General features: G+C 70.1%; 15 protein-coding genes. 11 read left to right on the top strand and 4 right to left on the bottom strand.

Annotation, left to right across the window (positions count from 1 at the left end):
- Positions 1 to 45 precede the first annotated feature (45 nt).
- Entirely contained in the window at positions 46 to 1,278 is a 1,233-nt protein-coding gene (locus tag ABIE44_RS01260) for an acyltransferase family protein (RefSeq protein WP_354437744.1), read from the top strand.
- On the opposite strand, the gene ABIE44_RS01255 is transcribed toward ABIE44_RS01260, so the two are convergent.
- Positions 1,199 to 2,449, bottom strand: a complete 1,251-nt coding sequence (locus tag ABIE44_RS01255) for a polysaccharide biosynthesis protein (RefSeq protein WP_209713381.1) — start codon at positions 2,447 to 2,449, stop codon at positions 1,199 to 1,201. The genes ABIE44_RS01260 and ABIE44_RS01255 overlap by 80 nt on opposite strands.
- A gap of 61 nt (positions 2,450 to 2,510) precedes the next feature.
- On the opposite strand from ABIE44_RS01255, the gene ABIE44_RS01250 reads away from it, so the two are divergent.
- Entirely contained in the window at positions 2,511 to 3,638 is a 1,128-nt protein-coding gene (locus ABIE44_RS01250) for a hypothetical protein (protein ID WP_209713383.1), read from the top strand.
- A 5-nt stretch (positions 3,639 to 3,643) separates the two neighbouring features.
- Here the strand turns inward: ABIE44_RS01250 and ABIE44_RS01245 are convergent, their stop codons facing one another.
- Entirely contained in the window at positions 3,644 to 4,357 is a 714-nt protein-coding gene (locus tag ABIE44_RS01245) for a class I SAM-dependent methyltransferase (RefSeq protein ID WP_209713384.1), read from the bottom strand.
- 84 nt (positions 4,358 to 4,441) lie between these two features.
- On the opposite strand from ABIE44_RS01245, the gene ABIE44_RS01240 reads away from it, so the two are divergent.
- The 4 genes from ABIE44_RS01240 to ABIE44_RS01225 are packed head-to-tail and all read left to right on the top strand — an operon-like array spanning position 4,442 to position 12,264.
- Positions 4,442 to 8,524, top strand: a complete 4,083-nt coding sequence (locus ABIE44_RS01240) for an alpha-(1->3)-arabinofuranosyltransferase domain-containing protein (RefSeq protein WP_209713386.1) — start codon at positions 4,442 to 4,444, stop codon at positions 8,522 to 8,524.
- Positions 8,517 to 10,289, top strand: coding sequence for a hypothetical protein (locus tag ABIE44_RS01235; protein WP_209713388.1), 1,773 nt, complete (start codon positions 8,517 to 8,519; stop codon positions 10,287 to 10,289). The genes ABIE44_RS01240 and ABIE44_RS01235 overlap by 8 nt, the downstream gene beginning before the upstream one ends.
- A 4-nt stretch (positions 10,290 to 10,293) precedes the next feature.
- Positions 10,294 to 12,030, top strand: coding sequence for an MmpA family trehalose lipid delivery protein (locus tag ABIE44_RS01230; protein WP_209713390.1), 1,737 nt, complete (start codon positions 10,294 to 10,296; stop codon positions 12,028 to 12,030).
- 42 nt (positions 12,031 to 12,072) lie between these two features.
- Positions 12,073 to 12,264 (top strand): hypothetical protein, encoded by a 192-nt coding sequence (locus ABIE44_RS01225; RefSeq protein WP_209713392.1) that lies wholly within the window; start codon positions 12,073 to 12,075, stop codon positions 12,262 to 12,264.
- A gap of 222 nt (positions 12,265 to 12,486) precedes the next feature.
- Here ABIE44_RS01225 and ABIE44_RS01220 read toward each other — a convergent pair whose 3' ends face one another.
- Positions 12,487 to 13,635 (bottom strand): glycosyltransferase family 4 protein, encoded by a 1,149-nt coding sequence (locus ABIE44_RS01220; protein WP_354437743.1) that lies wholly within the window; start codon positions 13,633 to 13,635, stop codon positions 12,487 to 12,489.
- Between the two features lie 107 nt (positions 13,636 to 13,742).
- Between ABIE44_RS01220 and ABIE44_RS01215 the strand changes: the two genes are divergently transcribed.
- Both ABIE44_RS01215 and pgfA read left to right on the top strand, forming a co-directional pair.
- On the top strand, positions 13,743 to 14,435 hold the full coding sequence (locus tag ABIE44_RS01215; RefSeq protein ID WP_354437742.1) for a class I SAM-dependent methyltransferase: 693 nt from the start codon (positions 13,743 to 13,745) through the stop codon (positions 14,433 to 14,435).
- 83 nt (positions 14,436 to 14,518) lie between these two features.
- A complete protein-coding gene (gene pgfA, locus ABIE44_RS01210) occupies positions 14,519 to 15,574 on the top strand; it encodes a cell envelope lipid trafficking protein PgfA (RefSeq protein ID WP_354437741.1) in 1,056 nt (351 codons plus the stop codon).
- Positions 15,575 to 15,643: 69 nt separating this feature from the next.
- Here pgfA and ABIE44_RS01205 read toward each other — a convergent pair whose 3' ends face one another.
- On the bottom strand, positions 15,644 to 16,456 hold the full coding sequence (locus tag ABIE44_RS01205) for a class I SAM-dependent methyltransferase (RefSeq protein ID WP_209713400.1): 813 nt from the start codon (positions 16,454 to 16,456) through the stop codon (positions 15,644 to 15,646).
- A gap of 235 nt (positions 16,457 to 16,691) precedes the next feature.
- Between ABIE44_RS01205 and rpsA the strand changes: the two genes are divergently transcribed.
- From rpsA to ABIE44_RS01190, 3 genes are all read left to right on the top strand, one after another.
- A complete protein-coding gene (gene rpsA / locus ABIE44_RS01200; RefSeq protein WP_209713402.1) occupies positions 16,692 to 18,155 on the top strand; it encodes a 30S ribosomal protein S1 in 1,464 nt (487 codons plus the stop codon).
- A 124-nt stretch (positions 18,156 to 18,279) separates the two neighbouring features.
- Complete coding sequence (locus ABIE44_RS01195) at positions 18,280 to 19,809, top strand: SGNH/GDSL hydrolase family protein (RefSeq protein ID WP_209713404.1); 1,530 nt, start codon at positions 18,280 to 18,282, stop codon at positions 19,807 to 19,809.
- A gap of 100 nt (positions 19,810 to 19,909) precedes the next feature.
- Entirely contained in the window at positions 19,910 to 21,721 is a 1,812-nt protein-coding gene (locus ABIE44_RS01190; RefSeq protein WP_209713406.1) for a fibronectin type III domain-containing protein, read from the top strand.
- Positions 21,722 to 21,811 lie beyond the last annotated feature (90 nt).

The following is a 21,811-nucleotide window of genomic DNA, read 5'->3' as shown; positions in this document are numbered from 1 at the left end:
GGCGATCGGGAGATTTCGGACTAATCGCCGTGCTGTAATGGTCCTGTGGGAGCGAGGGCCGACGTGCAGTTCGACGACGCTGTCGCGTCCCCGGACGACCTCCCGAAGGCCGAGAAGGCCATCCAGGTCGACGCGCTGACGGGTCTGCGCGGCTTCGCCGCTCTGGCCGTGGTCGCTGTGCACGCCTCGGGCCGCACCGACTTCGACTGGTTCGGCATCCACGGGTACGGGCCGGTCAGCCTGTTCGTGCTCTCCGGGTTCCTGCTCTACCGGCCGTGGTCGGTCTGGGCACTCGGCCGCGGTACCCGCCCGGAGGTGCGCACCTTCGCCCGACGCCGCCTGCTCCGGATCTTCCCGGCGTACCTGGTGGTGATGTTCGCGATCGCGGTGATGCTGCCGGAGTCGCAGCCCAACGGCCCCGACGGCTGGCTGCGCGCCGTCACCCTGACCGGCACCTTCGCCAGCGACGGGTTGCGTCCCGGCTTCGAGCAGACCTGGAGCCTCGGCACCGAGCTGAGCTGGTACGTCGCACTGCCGTTCCTGGGGCTCGTCGCCGGTCTGGTAGCCCGGCGGCGCACGCCGCGCGGGGCGTTCTGGTCCACGCTCGGCCTGCTGGCCCTGTCGATCCCGGTCACCATCGCCTGGCGGATCTGGACCGAGGTCGAGGACCTGGGCAAGGAGTTCACCTACTCGTTCTGGCTGCCCGGCTTCCTGGTCTGCTTCGCCGGCGGAGCCGCGGTCGCTCACGTGCTCGAGGGGGAGAAGGCCGGCATCGTCGACCTGACCCGGGTCCGTGGCTGGTTCCAGCGCTCGTGGTTGCTCTTCGTGGTGGTCGTCGTGACCGTGCTGGTCTGCAACTCCGCGCTCGGCGGCCCGACGGCGTACGTGCCGGCGACGTTCAGCGAGCGGCAGGTCCGGTTCGGCTGCTCGACCCTGCTGGCCCTGCTCCTGCTGGCCGGCGCCGTGCTGTGCCGCCCGACCTCCTGGCTTCCGCGGGTGATGTCGACCCGGTTCCTCACCGCGATCGGTCGCTGGTCGTTCGGCATCTACCTCTGGCACCTGCCGGTGATCGTGCTGCTCGAGGACGACTTCGTGCACCGCACCGGCTTCGGCGGGTTCCTGCTGTGGATGTCCTGCATCCTGGCGATCTCGATCCCGCTCGGGGCGGCGACCTACGCGTGGGTGGAGAGCCCGGCGATCAGCTGGTCGAAGAAGAAGCCTCGGTCGACCGACCGCGCCGCTGTGACGGGTGCAGCATCGCCGTCACCACGAGACTGACCAGGACGCCGAGGTCCACCAGCGCCACGGCCCGCACCAGCTGGTGCCCGTTGTCGACGAGCAGCGAACCGACGGCGACGAGCACCAGACCCGCCCACACGATGAGCACCGAGGCGCGGTGCTGGCGAGCGACGACCTCGTAGACCATCAGCTGGATCAGGGCGAGCAGGGTGCCCAGCGTCGCGAACAGCCAGATGTTCGGCTCGACCTCGGCGTACTTGGAACCGCCGATGAAGGTGATCGCCAGCGAGCTCAGCACGACCGCGCCCAGCGTCGCCACGGCGCCGATAGCGGCGACCGCGGCGAGCCCGCGCAGGTACATCCGGTGCTGGCCGGCCGACGAGGCCATCGAGGGGAACGCGATCACCACGACGAACTGCGGGAGGAACAGCACCGCCTTGGTCAGGATCAGGCCGCCGGCGTACAGGCCGGCGTCGTGCTCGTCGAAGCGCGCCCGCGCCAGGATCACGTCGACGTTGGAGAGCGCGAAGAACGCCAGCAGGGCGTAGGAGTTGCCGGCCACCTCGCGGAGGATCGTGGTCGTCCCGGACCACGCGGCCGCGGCGCTCGCCCGTCCGCGCAGGGCGAACCAGCCGATGACGGCCGGCACCCAGGCGGCGATCGCCACGGCGACCATGGCGCCGAAGGTCGAGTCGAAGACAGGCATCAGGGCCAGGCCGAGCGCCAGGCGACCCAGGCCCATCCCGAGGTACACCGCGGACAGGGCTCCCCAGCGACCCTCTCCCTGGAGCACGCCTGCCTGGCCGCCCATGATGGTCAGCGGCACCGTGCTCACGCCGATCATCGCGGCGGCCGCCCAGTCGTCGAGGTCCAGGGCCAGGCTGATCAACGGAGTCAGCGCGAGGCAGGCAGCGCCGAGCGCCCAGGCCGATCGGTGCGACGCCGCCATCACCGCCGACTCGATCTCCGCGCGCCGAGACGGTTCTGCGGCCACCCGACGAGCGCCGGTGGCCTGCAGCCCGAGCGCGACCACGTTCACCACGAGCAGCAGCGCCATCAGGCTGGCGATCCCGCTGTACTCGCGAGGGCCGAGCAGGCGGGCGGCGATGATCTGGAACCCGTACGTCGCGACGTTCATGATGCCCATCGCGATCGCGATCCCGGCACTGCCGCGGACGACCGCGCGCAGGGTGCCGGTTCTCGAGCTCACCCGGGCGAGCCTAGGTCACCTGGTCGTTGGCCGGGGTGCAACGCGTCAGTAGGGTCAGGACGTGTCCCGGAGCCGGGACGTCGGCGCGCAGCGCAGGGGAGGTGGGACGGTGCCAGAAGCAGGCTCTGACGCAGGTTCTGACCCAAGCTCTGGCGCAGGCTCCGCCAGCCGCACGGCCCACGAGGTCGTCGGGCTGTACGGCGATCCCGACACCACCTGGGGCATCTTCCTCGAGCTCGGCCTGAACGTCCCGACCCAGGTCGACGCCGTACGCCGGGGACTCGCGGATCTCGTCGCGGCGCACCCGCACCTCGGCCCGGCCCCGGAGCCGGAGCAGGCCACCGAGGCAGCCTGGGACGAGCGGTTGCAGCACCTGGCGGCGGCGCCGTACGACGGCAACGGACCGCTGGTGCGGGTGCTGCTCGGCCCGGGCAAGGTCGTGGTCGCCGCTCACCACGGCGTCTGCGACGGCCTCGGGCTGCTGGCGATCGCCGAGGCCGCGACCGGCCTGGAGCTGCGCTCGCAGGCGAAGGGGATCGGTGACCGACCTGCCCCGGTCGGCTTCCTGCGCTCCAGCCTGTCCCGCCTGACCGAGGCGCTGCTGCGCCCGCCGCCGCGGTTCGCCTCGCACGTGGTGGACCCGTCGCCGCGCGAGCACCTCGAGATCCTCTCGGTACCCCGACGGGCGGTCGGGTCGGTCGACCTGGCGCTCGCGGTCGCGCAGGTCTTCGCCGCGTGGAACGCCGCGGGCTCGGAACGTCCGCTGCTGGTGGCCGGGGCCTCGCGCCGCGAGCCCGGGGCGTCCGCCCCGGACCGGCAGACCGCGTACCTGCGCTTCCGGGTCGACCCGCGCTGGACCCGCGAGCAGGCCAGGGCCGCGTTCGCCGCGGTCGAGCCGGAGCCGGAGTTCCCGGAGACCTCGGCCCGCGGCATCGGGCCGCGGGTGACCCGGCTGCTCCGCAACCGCCTCGGCGGGACGGCGCAGATCAGCAACCTCGGCGTCGTCGAGTCGCCCGGACTGGAGTACGCCGCCATGTTCCCGGCCCTCAGCGGCCCGCGAGCGCTCGCCGTCGGGCTCGTCACCACGAGCACGTCGACATCCCTCAGCCTGCGCACGCGCGGCAGCGAGTTCAGTGCCGCCGACACCCGCGAGCTGGCCGGTCTGATCGCAGCCGCGTTGACGGACTGACCGACTCAGTACGGGTCGTACGGCGAGTCGTGCCCGAACAGTCGGGCGACCGGCCGGAGCCTGAAGCGCAGCAGCACCTTGACGAAGACGTTGCGGATCCACCACGGCATCTCCCCGAGGATGCGGAGGCGGTCGCGGGCCGACGGCTTGCTGCGGAAGAACAGTGCCTGGGAGTCGCTGCGCCGCTCGTACCGGATCTCGGAGGAGAACAGCACGTGCACCAGGATCCCGAGCGTGACGCCGATCGAGGAGAAGCAGTCGTGGATGACGATCGGGCCGCCGGCGGGCAGGTGCTCGGCCCACTTGAGGTCGTCGCTCAGCGTCCAGTAGTCGTGCTTGCCGTCGATGTAGAGCATGTCGAAACCCTCGGACCAGGTCGGCCGGAGCTTGGTGCTGTAGTCGGCGCGCAGGTCGACCAGGTCTGCGACCTGCGCCTGCGCGAGGTGGGTCTCGAACTTGGTCCGGGTCGGCGTACCGCCGAAGAGCTTCCCCTCGACGAACGGGTCGACGGCGATGACGCTGCCGCCGAGCGGCTCCAGCGCCTTGGCGAGCACCACCGTCGAGCGGCCCTGGTGGCTGCCGATCTCCAGCACGCGGGAGCCGGGAGCCAGGGCTCGGGCATGATCGAAGAGGAGTCGTGCTTGACCAGGCTTGAGCCAACCCGGAATGGTGTCAGCGATCGCCCACACGGTCTCGAAATCGGCGTCGGCGCTTGCCATGGGAAATACGGCCTCTCGGGATAATTCGGGCGATACACTCAGGGAGCAGGTTACTGAATGTTGGCACGAGAAGGTGGGGATCTGGTGTCGTCGAGCCAGTCGCGCGCCTCCGGCGTGCGCAGGTCGCGAACAGCTCAGGTCCACTATCTCGTGGTCCTGGCGCTCGGCGTGCTGACCTTCCTCCAGCGACCCGGCAAGACCACCTTCGACACGAAGTTCGACCTCAGCGCCGACCCGGGTGCGTTCCTCGCCGCCACCCTGCACCTGTGGAACCCCGAGCTGTCCTTCGGCGAGCTCCAGAACCAGGCTTACGGCTACCTGTTCCCCCAGGGAACGTTCTTCTGGGGCGGTGACCTGCTCGGCGTCCCGGACTGGATCGTCCAGCGCTGCTGGTCGGCCCTCATCCTCATCGCAGCGTACGACGGCGCCCGTCGGCTGTTCCGCGCGCTCGCCTCGACCGGCACCACCCGTGGTCCGGCCTGGCTCCCGATCCTCGCCGGCCTGGCCTACGCGTTCTCGCCCCGCCTGCTCGGTCTCAGCGGCGTCCTGACCGCGGAGATCCTGCCGACCGCCGTGCTGCCGTGGGTGGTACTGCCGCTGGTCCGCGCGCTGCAGGGTCGGATCTCGCCCCGCCTCGGCGCCCTGCTCTCCGGGGTCGCAGTGCTCTGCATGGGTGGCGTGAACGCGGTGGAAGACCTCGCGACGCTGCCCCTGCCGGCGCTGATCCTGGTCTTCTCGCTCGGCACCGTCGTCGGTCGTCGGCTCGCGCGCTGGTGGGTCCTCGCCGTCGCCCTGGCCTGCGCGTGGTGGATGCTGCCCCTGCTGGTGCTCGGCAAGTACAGCCCGCCGTTCCTGGACTACATCGAGACCGCGGCCGCGACCACGCACCCGCTCGGCTGGACCAACGTCGTCCGCGGGGCCGACCACTGGCTCGCATTCGTCAACGTCGGGGGAGAGCCGTGGTGGCCGGGCGCTTTCGACCTGGCCACGATGCCGTTGCTCATCGGACTCACCGCCGTGGTCGCGGCGCTGAGTCTCGGCGGCCTGTTCCACGCGTCGATGCCCGCGCGGGTGCCGCTGGCCCTGAGCGCCCTCCTCGGCGTCGTGCTGCTGACCATGCCGCACATCTCCACGCTCGGGAGCCCGCTGTCCGGCGGCGTACGTGAGCTGCTCGACGGGATGCTCGCCCCGCTGCGCAACGTCCACAAGGTCGACCCGTTGGTCCGGCTACCGCTGGCTCTCGGTCTGGCCCACGGCGCGGGCCTCCTCGCGGCCTGGGTGCTCGCTCGCTCCGAGGGGCGCGCTGCCTCCCGCGTCCGGCTACCGCGTGCGACCCGGCTGGTCGTGCCGGTGCTGGCGGTCGCCCTGCTCGCCTCCTCGGCCCTCCCGCTGTTCGAGCGGACGCTGCGCAAGCCCGGGTGGGACGCCGTCCCGCAGTCCTGGGAGCAGGCCACCGACTACCTCGCCGCGCACGCCGACGGCCGGCGCGCGCTGGTGCTGCCGGGTTCAGGGTTCGGCCAGCAGACGTGGGGCTGGACGATCGACGAGCCGATCCAGGGGCTCGCCAGGAGTCCGTGGGTCTCGCGCACCCAGGTGCCACTGGTGCCCGGGCCGACGATCCGCTTCCTGGACTCGGTCGAGGACCGCATCGCTGACGGGCGCGGGTCCCCGGTCCTGGCCGACACCCTGGCGCGCGCCGGCATCGGGTTCGTCGTCGTACGCCGTGACCTCGACCTGTTCGCCAGCGACGCCCCGTCGACCTCCACGGTCGACCAGGCGGTGAAGAGCAGCCCCGGCCTGGCGAAGGTCGCCGCCTTCGGATCGACCGGGGTCGGCGACCAGGCGGCGATCACCGTCTACCGGATCGACCGCGACGTCCCGGTCGTCGAGGCCGTCGACGCAGGCGGCGTCGCCGAGGTCGCCGGCGGGCCCGAGGACGTCATCTCCCTGATCGAGGCCGGGTTGCTACTGCCCACCCGCCCGGTGCTGATCCGTGGCACCGCGACGAAGGCCGAGACCCCCGACCTGGTGGCCGACGGCTACCGGCTCCGCGAGCGGCAGTTCGGGCGGCTCCGGGACTCGTTGAGCCAGCTGATGACACCGCAGGAGAAGTACCGCAACGAGCGTCGGGCCCACGACTACCCGGGCGTCGAGGGGGCGGACCGGGTGGCCGCGTCGTACCCGGAGATCAGCGGGCTGACCGCCTCGTCGTCCTCGGGGTACGCCGACACCCTCGGAGCGGTGCGGCCCGAGCTCGGCCCGTACTCCGCGGTCGACGGCGTTCTCGACACCTACTGGCGGTCCGCGCCGCTGGAGAAGCCCGAGGGCCAGTGGCTCGCGGTGCGCCTCAAGGAGTCTCAGCCGCTGCCGTACGTCGACGTGACCGTCGGCGTGGACGGTTACAGCGGCGTACCAGTACGCAAGATCCGGGTCGACGCCGGCGGTCAGGTCAGCGACCACGACGTCGACCCGGAGACGGGTGTCGTCCGGGTGGACCTGTCGGGTGCGCCGGTCCGGGAGGTCCGCGTCACCGTGCTCGACACCTACCGGCACCCGCGGTTCGGAGTCGTCGCGATCCGCGAGATCGGCTTCCCCGGACTCGCCCTCGGCCGCACCCTCGTGGTGCCCTCGGCGGGCGCCGACGCGGCCACCGAGTTCCTCTTCCGGGCGCAGCCCGAGCGGCGCGCCTGCGTCACCGGCGACCTGGGGCAGGACTGCGATGCCGAGGCCGCCCGGCCCGCCGAGGAGGCAGCCGGGCTGAACCGAACCTTCACCACGGACTCGTCGGGGACCTGGACGCTCTCGGGCACGGTCACCGCACGCTCGTCCGCGAGCACCGCGCAGCTGCTGCTGCCGCTCGGCCGCCAGGTAGCCGTCACCGCGAGCTCGGTGCTGGCGCACGACCCGGCGGTCTCGGGACAGTTCGCGTTCGACGGCAACCCGAGGACCACCTGGATCGCTGCTCGCGGCGGGCAGGACCAGTCGCTCGAGCTCCGCTGGAAGGGCAAGCGCACCCTCACCCGGCTCCAGCTGGTGGCTGCTGGGGGCCTGACACGGTCAGCCGGGTCTGCCGTGCTGGAGTCTGACGGCCAGCGCCGGGAGGTCAGCCTGCGCGGCGACTCGCTCGGCTACTTCGACGCGCTGCGCACGGACCACGTGAAGATCACCTTTCCCGGCAGCGACACCGACCGCCGCTCGCTCGGCATCGCGGACCTGGTGATCGCCGGGCTCGAGGACCTGACCTACTCGCCGTCGGCGTCCAGCATCACCGGGGCGGAGTGCGGCCTAGGGCCGCAGGTCCGGATCGACGGCAAGGTGACCCAGACCCGGGTGACCGGTCGGATCCGGGACGTCCTCAGCGGAGGTGCGTTGCGCCTGCAGGCATGTGGTGGCGACCTCGAGCTCGCACCGGGCACGCACACGATGACCGTCGCCTCGACGGATCGGTGGGTCCCGACCACCGTCGCGCTCAAGGTGCCGAAGGACCCGTACCTGGCCCTGTCCTACCCCGCCGACCGCACGACGAGGATCACGCACTGGAGCTCGACCGACCGCTCGGTCCGGATCGGTGCCGGGAGCGCCGCGATCCTGCGGATCCCGGAGAACCTGAACGCCGGTTGGCGGGCGACGCTCGACGGCAAGGTGCTGAAGCAGGTGGCGCTGGACGGGTGGCAGCAGGGCTATCGGGTGCCGGCGGGTGACGGCGGCACCGTGCACCTCGTCTACACCCCGGACGGCACCTACCGGTTGTTCCTGCTGCTCGGCGGCATCGCCGGCGTGCTGCTGCTCGGGCTTGCCCTGGCCGTCGCGCTGCGCGAGCGGCATCGTGAGCCGGCCGTCCCGGTCCTGCCGACCGCGTGGGGACGGGCGCTGCCGATCGGTCCGTTCGGGCTCGCCCTCCTGGTCGTCGCCTGGGTGGCCGGCGGCGTCCCGCTGCTGACCGGCACCGCTCTCGGGCTGCTGCTGCGCCGCAAGGTGTCGCCGGTGTGGGTCGGCGCGGGGGTGGTCGCCGTCGCGGGAATCGCGGCGGCCGTGCTCGCGCAGGTCGACCCTGACCAGTCCTGGTCGGTCGTCGACGCCGTGACCGGCGGCGCGGTCGGCGTGCTGCTCGCGTCCCTGGGGCGCACGCCTCACGAGACGCCGACGAAGGAGGCCGTCGATGCCTGAGACCGTCCGTGCCTGGACGACCCGAGCCGGGCTGTTGGCGCTGGTCGTGATCGCCGCCCAGCTGCTGTGGCGAGCGGTGCTCCTGGGCCACGGCTACTTCTCGCAGGACGACTTCCTGGTGATGGCCTCGACCAAGGCGGACGGCGCCTGGAGCATGCTCGACGCCGACTACGCCGGCGGGTTCTCCCCGGCCGGCACCGCGCTGGTCGCTGCGTGCGTCGGTCTCGCCCCGCTCAGCTGGCCGCTTGCCGCCGGCGTCGTGCTGACCCTGCAGACGGCGGCCACCGCGACCATGTGGCTCGTCCTGACCCGGTTGCTGGGGGACCGCTGGCTGCGTCTGCCGCTCCTGGTCATGTTCGCCTTCTCGACGCTGACACTGTGGTCGACCCAGTGGTGGGTCCTCGGTCTGGCGTACTGGTCCGCGACGCTGATGCTCCTGGTCGCCGTCTGGGCCGTGCTCAGTGCGACCGACGAGAACCGGGTCCGACGTTCCGGCCTGGCGCTGGCGGCGTTCGCACTGGCCGTGCTCTTCGACGAACGCGCCGTGCTGTTCCCGGTCGTGCTGGTCGGCGTCGCGCTGATCGCCGCGGGCGGCGACACCGTGCGCGCCCGGTTCCGTACGGCGGCCCGCGACTTCAGTGCCCTCGGTGTCGGCCTGCTCATCGTGCTCGCCGGGTACGCCGTGCTCCGCTGGCGTGCTGCACCGCTCGACCTCGACCTCGGTAACGACCTCGGTCAGGTCGTCACCGGCTACCTGCGGCACAGCTTGGCCGAGGTCTTCAACGGCCCCTGGTCCGGCTCGCTCCCGGCGCACGCGTACCTGGTCCCGGTGTCCTGGATCGTGGCCCTGAACGGTGCGCTGCTGCTCGGGCTGGTCGGCCTGACCACCCAGCACGGGCGAGCCTCGGCCCGCGCGGCCTGGGGAACGCTCGTGGTCTTCGTCGCCGGGTCGGTCGGCGTGCTGGCCCTGACCGGTCGCGCCGACGTTCTCGGCTCGCTCGGCCTGGTCCACCGCTTCGGTGCCGAGCTCGCGGCGGTCGTCGTGATCGCGGCCGCCGGCGCCCTGCGCGAGGTGGAGTTCCCCGACCTCTCAGCACGCGGCAGCTTCTTCTCCCCGCTCGGCCTCGAACGCGGAGCCAGCGCTGTCGCGTGCGTCGCCCTGGTCGTCTCGGCCGCCATCTCGGCCGGCTTCCTCGCCTCCAACCTGTACCACTCCGACGACCGCGAGTACGTCGAGGCGATCCGGTCGGGGCTCCGCGCCGACCCGAAGGTGGTCCTGCTCGACGGTGGTGTCCCCGTCGGCGTGATCAGTGCCTGGTACGGCGAGCGCGCGACAGTTCGCAACGTCGTCGGGTACGCCCCCGAGCGCCCGGTCTTCGACCTCCCGAGCCATGCGCTGCGGATGGTCCGCGAGGACGGCTCGCTGGCGAAGGTCGCCCTGGAAGGCCCTGTGCGCACCAAGGCGTCGGACGACGAGCAGTGCGGTTACCCGGTGCGCTCGACCGGCACGCTCGTGCCGATGGAGGCCGACGTCCCCGACGGGCGTTGGGTCCTCCGGATCGGTTACTACACCAGCGCCGACGGCTTCGCCGACCTCGACGTCGCCGGCGGCCACCAGCGGTTCGCGGTCCGCTCGGGTCTGAACGCGGTCGACGTCGTCGTCAACGGTGGGTTCACCAACTTCCGGATGACGCTCGAGGACCCGACGACCACCCTCTGCCTGACCGACGCGTCCGCCGGGGTGCCGCGCCCCGAGCCGAAGTGACCCGATGACGCAGCGGACACGGACGGCGCAGGACAGGCGGCTCGCTGCGGCGGGCTCGGCGACGATCGTCGTCCTGTCCGGCCTCGCTCTCGCTCCGGTGCTGCTGTCCCGCGGTTTCGTGCTGATCGGCGACATGGCGTTCGTCCCCGACCAGCCCTGGAGCCCAGCCTGGCTCGGCCTGGACGGGTCGGTACCGCGGGCTGTCCCGGCCGACGCAGTCGTCTCGGTGCTCAGCCAGGTGCTGGCCGCTGACCTGCTGCAGAAGGTGGTCCTGCTCGGTGCGCTGCTGCTCGCCGGGTTCGGGATGCGGCGCTTCACCGGCAGTCTCCTCGCGGACAACGCGCGCCTCGCGCCGCTGGGTGCGGCCGTCCTCTACCTGTGGAACCCGTGGGTGCTCGAGCGGTTGGCGATCGGCCACTGGGGACTGCTCCTCGGGTACGCCGCCCTCCCGTGGGCAGCGGCCGCCGCCGTGGCGTTCCGCGAGCACGCCGACCGTGCAGGTCTGGCTGCGGTCGTCCTGCCGCTCGCCCTCGCGTCCTTCGCCAGCCCGACCGGCGGCCTGCTCGCCGGGTTCGTCGTGCTGGTGCTCGGCACCGACCGCGCCCGGGTGCGCGACGCGGCCACCCTGCTCGCGGCTGTGGCGGTGACCAACCTTCCGTGGCTGCTTCCCGGCGTCCTGGGCAGCGCTGACGCGAGCGATCCGGCGGGTGTCTCGGGCTTCGCCGCCCGGGCGGACACGCCGTACGGGGTGCTCGGCTCGGTGCTCTCCTTCGGCGGGATCTGGAAGGCCTCGGTGGTACCCGGGGAGCGCGACTCGGTGCTGCTGGTCGGCCTCGCGCTGCTGGTCACCCTGGCCTCGCTCGCCTTCCTCGCGCGGGCGCACCGACGGCTGCTCGGCGTCGGTCTCGTCGGGCTCGGGCTCGCCGTGCTGCCCACCTGGGGTCCGGGCAACGACCTGGTCACCTGGCTGGTCCGTGAGGTACCCGGCGCCGGACTGCTGCGCGACTCGCAGAAGTGGTCCGCGCTGCTGGTGCTCGCGGCGTGCGCCGGGTTCGCGCTCGTCCTGGATGCGGCGAACCGCGCGCTGCGCAAGAACGCTCTGCCGGCGCGGGCCGTCATCGGGACCGCCGTCGTCTTCCCGGTGGTGCTGCTGCCGTCCTTCGCCTGGGGGATCGCGGGCAAGCTCGAGCCGGTCGGCTACCCCCGGGAGTGGACGCAGGTGCGAGCCGTGCTCGACCACCAGCCTGCGGAGAGCCGACGCATCGTCGTGCTGCCGTTCTCGGCGTACCAGGCGTTCGCCTGGAACGACGGGCGCGCGGCGCTCGACCCGGCGATCCGGTTCTTCCCCGGCGAGGTGATCAGCAACGACGCCCTCGGTGTGGGTGGCGGCAAGGTGGTCGTAGGCGAGGACCGGACAGCCGCCTCGATCGCGCAGGCGCTCGAGCAGGGACGCCCGCTGCTGCCGGTGCTGAGGTCCGCGAGGGTGCGCTACGTGCTCGTGGAGCGGACGGCCGCCGGGGGAGCCAGGATCGACGACGCCGACCTCGTCACGGCCGGTCGGGTGCTGTACGACGGCTCGGAGCTCCGGCTCATCGACCTCGGCTCCGGCGAGGTCACCGGTACCCGCCCGTACGCCCCGGTCGTGGTGGTCGGCGACCTGCTCGCCCTCGTGGCGGTGACGGCATCAGGAGGTTTGATAACAGTTCGGCGCATTCATGGCAAAAGGGACAAGATCGGGTAACATGGTCATCGGGAGAACGCACAACGACAGGTGAGGGAACCGATGTCATTTCTTGGATTTGGAGCCGCGGGCGGCAGTGCCACGTTCGGCACCGTTGCCGTTGCCGGGGTCGGTGGAGCACTCGTCGCCGGCGCCTTCGCCGTAGCGACCACGCAGGTCGCTGCGAACATCACGCAGCCGGGGGAGACCAAGGCGAACGTCTCGAACGTCAACGCCCCGAACTACGCGAAGTAGTTCCTCCAGCAGCACCAGAGCTCAGAAGGTCCGTCACGACCCGAAACGTGACGGGCCTTCTGCTCGTTTTCAACCGGTCGTCGAGGTTGCCGAGACGTGGCGACCAGGGCGCAGACCTCACCGCATCTCGACAAGCTCGATGACCGAGTGCAGGCTCGATGACCGAGCACAGGAAGGGGCCTGACCTCACTGGAGGTCAGGCCCTTCCGGGTTCGTGGTTCGTCAGCGGGCGTCGAGAGCCGCGCCGATCGTCGCAGCCGCCGCCTCCCAGGTGAACTCCGCGGACCGGACCTCGGCCTTGTGGCCGAGCTCCTCGCGGAGCTGCTCGTTGCGCAGCAGGACGGCGATCTGGGTGGTCAGGTCGGCGCGGTCGGTGGCGAGCAGGCCGCTGACGCCGTCGAGGATCGCCTCGGTGACTCCACCGGCGCTCGCGTAGGCGACCGACGCGGTCCCGGCGTGGCCGGCCTCGACGATCGAGAGGCCCCAGCCCTCCTTGACCGACGGCAGCACGTGCACCCAGGACGAGGACAGCTCCTCGAACTTGGTGCGGTCGCTGACGAAGCCGAGGAACTCGACGCGGTCGTCGAGCCCCAGCTCGGTCGTCAGCTGCTGCAGCGCCTCGCCCCACCAGCCGTCGCCCAGGACCCGGAGGCGGACGCCCGGGAATTCCTCGGCGAGCTCCGGCAGCGCGGCGATGACGTGGTCGATCTGCTTGTGCGGGACCAAGCGGCTGAGCACCACCAGCGTCGGGTGCTCGGACTTCTCCCGGGCCTCGTACGCCGGCACCGGCGGTAGGCCGTTGTAGGCCAGGGCGATGCTGTCGGGCCGGACGCCGAGGCCGACGAGCTCGCGACGGGTGATGTCGGAGACGGCGACGTACCGGCGGCCGCGGTTCGCGCGGACGGCGACCCGGGACTCCAGGAACCACCCGATCTTCGCCAGCACGGGACCGACCACGGTCCACTGCTCGCGGTGCACGTGGTGCACCAGGACGACCACGCGTGCTGCGGTCAGCCAGGAGGCCAGGAACGGCATTCCGTTCTGGACCTCGAGGACGGCATCGAGCCGGCCGAGCCGACGACGCAGGGCCCCGGTGCACAGCAGCAGTGCCACCCAGAGGTAGACGGTCAGGTGGCCGCCCCGCCGGATGAACCGGATGCCGTCGACGACCTCGTCGCGCGCAGCGCCCGGGTAGGCCGCAGTCACCCAGGTCACCTGCTTGCCTGAGTCACGCATCTCTTTGGCTACTTGATGGACGTAGAGCTCCGAGCCCCCACCTTCGGGGTGCCACGGGTCACGCCAGTTCAGGACCGCGACGCTCGTCGGTGCTGACGAACGGGCAGGCTGAACCCCCCTTTTCAAGGACCGCACAGTGGTTCTCCCTCCCCGGTGCGATACCGAATCTGTGACCACGGTAACATTGGAATGTGGTTTTTGTCCGATTGTTCCGATCTACCGGGTTGGCCCGTTCTGTTCGCTTGTTCCGTTCCTTCCTGACCGAGCAGACCGATCCGGACGGCTTCTACCGGCTGATCGCCGAGGACGCGATCGACCTGGTGCGTGAGCACGTGGACCCCGTGGGTAAGCTCGTCGCCGACTTCGGAGGCGGCCCGGGGTTCTACTCGGCGGCGTTCCAGGAGGCCGGCGCAACCACGGTGCTGATCGATGCCGACATCGACGAGATCCGTTTGCACGGGCGTCGTACGCCGGGATCGGTCGTGGGACTGGCGGAGCGCTCGCCGCTGACCGACGGCGCGGTCGACATCGCGTTCTCCTCCAACCTGCTCGAGCACGTCCGCGACCTCGGCGCCGTCTGCGACGAGATCGTCCGGGTCGTCAGGCCCGGGGGAGTGGCGGTGCTCTCGTACACGATCTGGCTCGGGCCCTGGGGAGGTCACGAGACATCGCCGTGGCACCTGCTCGGCGGCCACTACGCGGCACGACGGTACGAGCGGAAGAACGGCAAGCCGCCGAAGAACGTCTACGGCTCGTCGATGTTCGCGGCGTCCGTGACCGACGGGCGTCGCTGGCTCGCGTCGCGCCCAGACCTCGAGGTCCTGGACCTGCGTCCGCGCTACTTCCCGCGGTGGTCCTCGTTCCTGCTGCGCGTCCCGGTGCTGCGCGAGCTGATCACCTGGAACCTCTGGATGGTCGTGCGCAAGAAGGCTTGAGCCCGGGCGAGCGGCCCTGTGGGGTTGTCTACACCGGAATGTCACGATTCAGGTAACGACGGGGTTAATGTCCCGTTTAGGGCATGTTTCCTGTTACCGTCGCCCTGTGCGTTGTGGGAGGGAGCCCAGGGCGCCGTACTGGGAGGGAGCGCGTCATGCGCCGTTTTAGTCTTGCATTGGTTGCCGTGGGGGCATTCCTCGTCGTCCTGGCACCGATGATCCGTTTCTACGCCTACCCGCGCCTGGCAGTGGCTCCGGCCAACCAGATCAGCGAGACCGGGCTGCAGGCCAAGGGCGCCACGATCTTCGACGCGGGCACCCTGAAGGAGATCGTCACCGACCTCAAGATCAAGGTGAGCACCGTCGGCGACGCGAAGGCGGCCAAGGAGCACAAGGGCTCGGTCACGTACGTGAACACCACCGTGACCACCGACTCCGCCGGCACCATGACCGGCCCGAACGGCGAGGTCCGCGGCGAGATCGAGCGGATGACCTTCGACGCTCGCACCGGCGAGGCGACCCCGGGGATCAAGGACGACTTCGTCTCCGACACCCCGGGCGTGGAGGACAAGCTGGTCCACAAGGGCCTGGTCGCCAAGTTCCCGTTCGAGACCCAGAAGAAGACCTACATGTTCTGGGACTCCACGCTGCTCAAGGCTGTGCCGATCAAGTACCTCGGCACCACCAAGATCGAGGGCATGGAGGTCTACAAGTTCGGTCAGACCATCCCCGCCACCCAGTACGACACGATGGACGCGCCGCGGAGCATCCTCGGTGAGTCGGGCGACGGGAACGTCGAGGCGCAGATGATGTACTCCGTCGACCGCACGCTGCTCGTCGAGCCGCACACCGGCGTGATCATCAAGCGCACCGAAGCGCAGAACAACACGATCGACTACCAGGGCACGCCGCGGGTCACCACGACCAAGGCCGTCGTCACCTACGACGACAAGACCGTGCGCAAGAACATCGACGACTACGGTTCGCAGGGCTCGATGCTCAACCTGGTCCGCAACGTCGTTCCGCAGGTCGGCTTCGTCCTCGGTCTGGTCCTGATGATCGGTGGCGTCATGATGACCCGCCGCCAGGCCTCGTCGGGCGGCGCCCGCGTGAAGGAGCGCGAGGCGGTCCACGCCTGAGGCGTCGTTCGTAGAACGGTCCCGGTCATCGAGCCTGTCGAGATGCGTCTCGGCAGGCTCGACGACTGCCTACGCCAGGTCGGCCACGTAGAGCGCCGTTCCCGGCGTGAGCAGCCCGCGGGTGCGGCTCCACCCGCCCCAGACCCGGTCGTGGTCGGCCGGCCACTCCGGCTCGATCAGGTCGACGAGCCGGTAGCCGCTGGCGCTGAGTGCTCGGACCCAGTCGCCCAGGGTCCGGTGGTGCTCGACGTACGAGGTCTCGCCGGTCTCGTCGTCGACCTCGACGTACGGCGTCCGGTCCCAGTACGACTGGCTCGCCAGCAGCCCGCCCTCGGCGGGGTCGTCGGGGAACATCCACCGGGTCGGGTGCGTGACGGAGAAGGCGAACCGCCCGCCCGGGCGGGTGACGCGAGCGATCTCGGCCACCAGCGCGTCGGCGTCGGAGATGAACTGCAGCGCCCCGAACGCGGAGAAGACGATGTCGAAGGCGTCGTCGACCACGGGGATCGCTGCCGCGCCCGCGCAGATCGTCGGCACCCGGGTCTCGTGCTCCTGGTCGATCCGTCGGCTGTGCTGGAGCTGACGCATGGAGACGTCGAGGCCGACCGGCCGACCCCCGTGGCGCAGCACCCAGCGTGAGCACTGGCCCGCGCCGCAGCCGAGCTCGAGGACGTCCTTGTCCTCGACGTCGCCGAGCGCACGGACGGCGTCCTCGCGGACGCCCTCGGGACCCCAGAGGAAGCCTTCGTCACCCAGGAACTCGCCGTGGGTGGACTGGTACTCGTCGGCGTACCGGTCCCAGTCGGCGCGGTTCGCGGTGAGCGAGTCCTGCTCGTCGACCGGGCGTCGTTCGACGCGGACCGGTCGGTGGGGGGCGGTCATGAGGAGATGATTGCACTGACGACCCCGGTCGCGGGCTCCGGCCGGTTGGACTCAGGCCCTCGGGACGCCGTACGATTCTCGGTGCGCCAGAAGTCTGCCTGAGTCTCAGACGTAGCAGCCTCTCGCTCGCTGTCCGGTCCGCGGTTCCGTGGGCCAGCGAAATGAATTCGTGATGGTGATCAAGGGCTTCTCGCGTGCCCGCACTACATCTGTCCACCAAGGATCCATTTCCCTTATGACTTCCATTCTCTACTCCGACGCTCCGCAGGTCGCGATCAACGACATCGGCTCCGAGGAAGACTTCCTCGCCGCGATTGACGCCACCATCAAGTTCTTCAACGACGGCGACATCGTCGAGGGCATCATCGTCAAGGTCGACCGCGACGAGGTGCTGCTCGACATCGGTTACAAGACCGAAGGTGTCATCCCCTCCCGTGAGCTCTCCATCAAGCACGACGTCGACCCCAACGAGGTCGTCAAGGTGGGTGACTCGGTCGAGGCCCTCGTTCTCCAGAAGGAGGACAAGGAAGGCCGTCTGATCCTGTCCAAGAAGCGCGCCCAGTACGAGCGCGCCTGGGGCACCATCGAGCAGGTCAAGGAGGAGGACGGCGTCGTCACCGGCACCGTCATCGAGGTCGTCAAGGGTGGTCTCATCCTGGACATCGGGCTGCGCGGCTTCCTGCCGGCCTCCCTCGTCGAGATGCGTCGGGTCCGCGACCTCCAGCCGTACGTCGGCAAGGAGCTCGAGGCGAAGATCATCGAGCTGGACAAGAACCGCAACAACGTCGTCCTGTCGCGTCGTGCGTGGCTCGAGCAGACCCAGTCCGAGGTCCGCCACGGCTTCCTGACCCAGCTGCAGAAGGGCCAGATCCGCAAGGGTGTCGTGTCCTCCATCGTCAACTTCGGTGCCTTCGTGGACCTGGGTGGCGTCGACGGCCTGGTGCACGTCTCCGAGCTGTCCTGGAAGCACATCGACCACCCGTCCGAGGTCGTCACCGTGGGCGACGAGGTCACCGTCGAGGTGCTCGACGTCGACATGGAGCGCGAGCGCGTGTCGCTGTCGCTCAAGGCGACGCAGGAGGACCCGTGGCAGCACTTCGCCCGGACCCACCAGATCGGCCAGATCGTGCCCGGCAAGGTCACCAAGCTGGTTCCGTTCGGTTCCTTCGTCCGCGTGGAGGAGGGCATCGAGGGCCTGGTGCACATCTCCGAGCTCGCCGAGCGTCACGTCGAGATCCCGGAGCAGGTCGTCCAGGTCAACGACGACGTCATGGTCAAGATCATCGACATCGACCTCGAGCGTCGCCGGATCTCGCTCTCGCTGAAGCAGGCGAACGAGACCTCCACGGCTGCCGAGGCCGAGGACTTCGACCCGACCCTGTACGGCATGACCGCCACGTACGACGAGCAGGGCAACTACATCTACCCCGAGGGCTTCGACCCCGACACGGGCGAGTGGCTCGAGGGCTACGAGGACCAGCGCAAGGTCTGGGAGGACCAGTACGCCAAGGCGCACGAGCGCTGGGAGGCCCACGTCAAGCAGCAGGCCGAGGCGAAGGTCGCCGACGCCGAGGCCGGCGAGGCCACGTCGTACTCCAGCGACGCTGCGACCGAGGGCGACGCTGCCGAGGGTGGCTCGCTGGCTTCCGACGAGGCCCTGCAGGCCCTGCGCGAGAAGTTGACCGGCGGCCAGGCCTGATCGGCCGGCTCCACGTCTGAAGGACGAGCCCGGATCCCCCAGGGGGTCCGGGCTCGTTCGCTTTTGCCGGCTCGTGTCTTCGTTTGCCCTGCACGGCCATGCTGTCCGACCTACCATCGTCAGCATGTTCAACGGGGGTAAGACACTGCGCACTGTCACGTGCCTGGCACTGATGGCGACCACGGCGGCACTGGTTCCGAGAGATTCGGTGGCTGCGCCACCGCCGGGACCCAGCTACTCCTGCACCACGGACGCAGGTCCGTCGGGCTCGAACCCGACCAAGATCATGGTGGCGGGCGATTCCATCACCGCCGGGTCCGTCGGTGACTACACCTGGCGGTACTGGCTCTGGCGCAACCTCGTCGACCGTGGCGGCAACGTGGACTTCGTGGGCGCGTTCGACGACCTGATCGACCCGGTCACCCAGGTGCGCGGCAGCAAGAAGTACCTGGACTGCAACTTCGACATGGACCAGGAGGCGCGCACCTCGGCGCGGCTCTACAACCCGGACGCGAGCAAGGCCAGCTACACCCGCCCGTTCACGTCCACCGACAAGACCCAGCCGAACTATCCCGGATCCTCCAGCTGGATCCGGGGAGCGGTCGCCAAGTACGACCCCAACATCCTGGTGGCGTTCGCCGGGAACCTCGACATCGCCTACCCGACCTCGACGGGGACCGAAGCCCAGAAGGCTGACGAGGCGATCAAGTTCATGACGACCTTCATCAACCAGGCCCGGCTGGGGAACCCCCAGGTCGACATCGTGCTGACCGCGCTGACACCTCCGACCGCAGGTGAGTCCCGGTTCTCCCGGTACAACAAGGGGCTGGCGAACCTGGTGGCGACGAAGAGCACGTCGGCAAGCAAGATCGTGCTCGCGAAGATCCCGAGCTGGTCCAGTCACACCTGGGACGGTTACCACCCGGACGCGCTCGGCGAGGTGGCCATCGCCGCGGCCATCACCGACGGGATCCATCGGCTCAACACGGCGTTGCCCGCCAGGCCGAGCACCCTGCAGAAGCCCCGGATCGGACCGCGACGGCCCGCCGTCCTGAACGCCTCGGTGCCCGGCACCAACCAGGCGAAGCTGACCTGGACCTACCCGCCGGGCGGGACCCGCGCACTCGTCTACGCACGCAACGTCAGCGGCAACGGCCCGTGGGTCCTCCAGGCCGACCTGGTGACAGCCGCGCTGCGACGGTTCTACAAGACCATCGGCACGGGGACCTGCGGTGAGGCCCCCTGCACGACGTACACGGTCGGAGGGCTGTCCGGCGGGACGACGTACGAGTTCGAGGTGCGGGTCGGGAAGGGTCGGGCGATCGCGGCCGACATCGTCTCCAACATCAAGAAGGTCAAGGCGACCGGGGGTCTGGGCAAGGTCGTGCAGACCAAGCCGGTCCGCGGGGTCCGGAAGGTCACCGTGCGGTGGCCGAACTTCGCCGGCGCGACCCTGTACGAGGTCCGCTGGCGCAGGGCGGGAGCTGCGGCGTGGGCCGGTACGACGACCTCGCCCGGAGGTGCTCGCGTGATCTCCGGCCTGAAGGCGAAGAAAAAGTACGGCTTCCAGGTGCGTGCCAAGAATGCTTCGGGCTACGGGGCGTGGAGCAACGAGGTCTTCGCGGTTCCGAAGAAGAAGAAAAAGAAGTCGTGAGCCCCGGGGTAGCGCGCAGGCGTTACACGAGCCGACCGATCGGTCTGGACCGTTCGGGTTTCGGTGTGGGAACCCACCCGCGGCCACCTAGGGTTGCGCCGTGATCAGATCTCGGGTGATGCACGTCGTGATGGCGGGGGCGCTGGCCGCCGCACCGCTGGCACTGGTAGGGAGCTCGAGCGCGGCACCGCCTCCGGGGCCGGGGTACCAGTGCTCCTCGAACGACGGACCCGAGGAGCCGAACCCGATCAAGATCATGATCGCCGGGGACTCGATCACCAACGCCTCAGCCGGCGATTACACCTGGCCCTACTGGCTCTGGAAGGACCAGGACGGGCGCGGCGCGAACGTCGACTTCGTCGGGCGATTCCAGGACACGATCAACGCGAACACCCGTGAGCAGGGAAGCCGTCAGTACATCGACTGCGACTTCGACCAGGACCACGAGGCGCGACCGGGCGTGAAGCTGTGGACGGACCCGGACAACCTCCCCAACGGCAAGTTCGGATTCGGCTCGGCGGCCAACTACCAGAACAACCCGGTCTACCCGTACTACCCGGGAGCGACCAGCTGGATCCGCGGCGCCGTGACCGCGCACACGCCCGACATCATCGTCCTCTTCGCCGGCGGGAACGACCTGGCTCGGACATCCGAGGAGCCCGAGCTCGCTGGGCTCAACGACCAGCAGATCGCGGCCTTCGTGGCCGGGAAATTGAAGGGCGTCATCGCGCAGGCGCGTCTCGGCAACCCGGACGTGGACGTGGTGATCACGACGGTCCCGACGACCAGCGCCACCAGCCGCGCGGGGAGGTACAACGCGCTGCTGCCCGGGGTCGTGAGCGACCTCAACACGGCCAACGCACGCGTGGTTCTCGCCACCCTGCCCGGCTGGTCGAACCACACGTGGGACGGCGTGCACCCCGACGCCGTGGGCGAGGTCGCCATCGCCGCAGCCATCGACGACAAGCTGCACGCGATCAACCCCGCCCTGTTCGCGCGCCCGAACCCGCTGCCGACCCCCAAGATCGGACCGCGGATGACCGCGGTCCTGGACCCACCCGCTCTCGACGGGGACAACAAGGTCAAGCTCACCTGGACCTTGCCCTTCGGGTCGGACCGCACTGTCGTCTACGCCCGGAACAAGAGCGGGAACGGACCGTGGGTGCGTAAGGCGGACCTGGTGCTCGGCTCGCTGCGCTACTACTACCCGTCGGTGGGTACGCAGGCCTGCGGCACGGTGTACACGCTGCCGCAGACACCTTGCACGACGTACACGGTCAGTGGCCTCTCCGGCGGGACCGAGTACGAGTTCATGCTCGCCTCGGCCAAGGGCCTGGCGCTGTCGCCCGACCTGAGATCGGCTGCGGTCGCGGCGACGCCGACCGGACCGGTGGGTCGCATCGACGCACCGGCCGCCGTCGCTGGCCTGCACGCGGTCACGGTCTCGTGGACGAACCTGGGTGGAGTCCCGGGGTACGACGTCCAGTGGCGGCAGGGCGGTACCAACGTCTGGAAGTCGACGACATCGGCGGGGTCGTCGCGCGTCATCAGCAGCTTGGTAGCAGGCCGTGCGTACGCCTTCCGGGTGAAGGCCCAGGGCACCGCGACCTGGTCGACCGAGGTTGTGGCGAAGCCCCGGGCCAACGCCCTGGCTGTCGGCAAGAAGCCTGTCCTGACCAAGGTCTCCGGCAAGAAGATCCGGGCGACCTGGGCGGCATCTGCTGGAGCGCTGAAGTACCAGGTCCAGCGACGGGTGAAGGGCGGGGCGTGGAAGGTCGTCGCCACGACCACCGCGCGCACGCTGGTGAGTAAGAAGCTCACCAAGGGCAAGACGTATGAATTCCGGATCCGCCCGTTCGACGGCGACGTCGGCGGTGCTTACTCGCCGACTGCCAAGCGCAAGGTGTCCTGATAGGTCCGGAACGACCGGATTCGCCCTTCGTTACGGCACCGGTTGGGGTGTCTGGACCAGGACCGCGCTGCCGGGGCGATGGTTCTTCAT

The organism is Marmoricola sp. OAE513 (assembly GCF_040546585.1).
Lineage (GTDB): Bacteria > Actinomycetota > Actinomycetes > Propionibacteriales > Nocardioidaceae > Marmoricola.
Note: the sequence above shows the minus strand (reverse complement) of the source record. Positions and strands in the feature narration are given on the sequence as shown.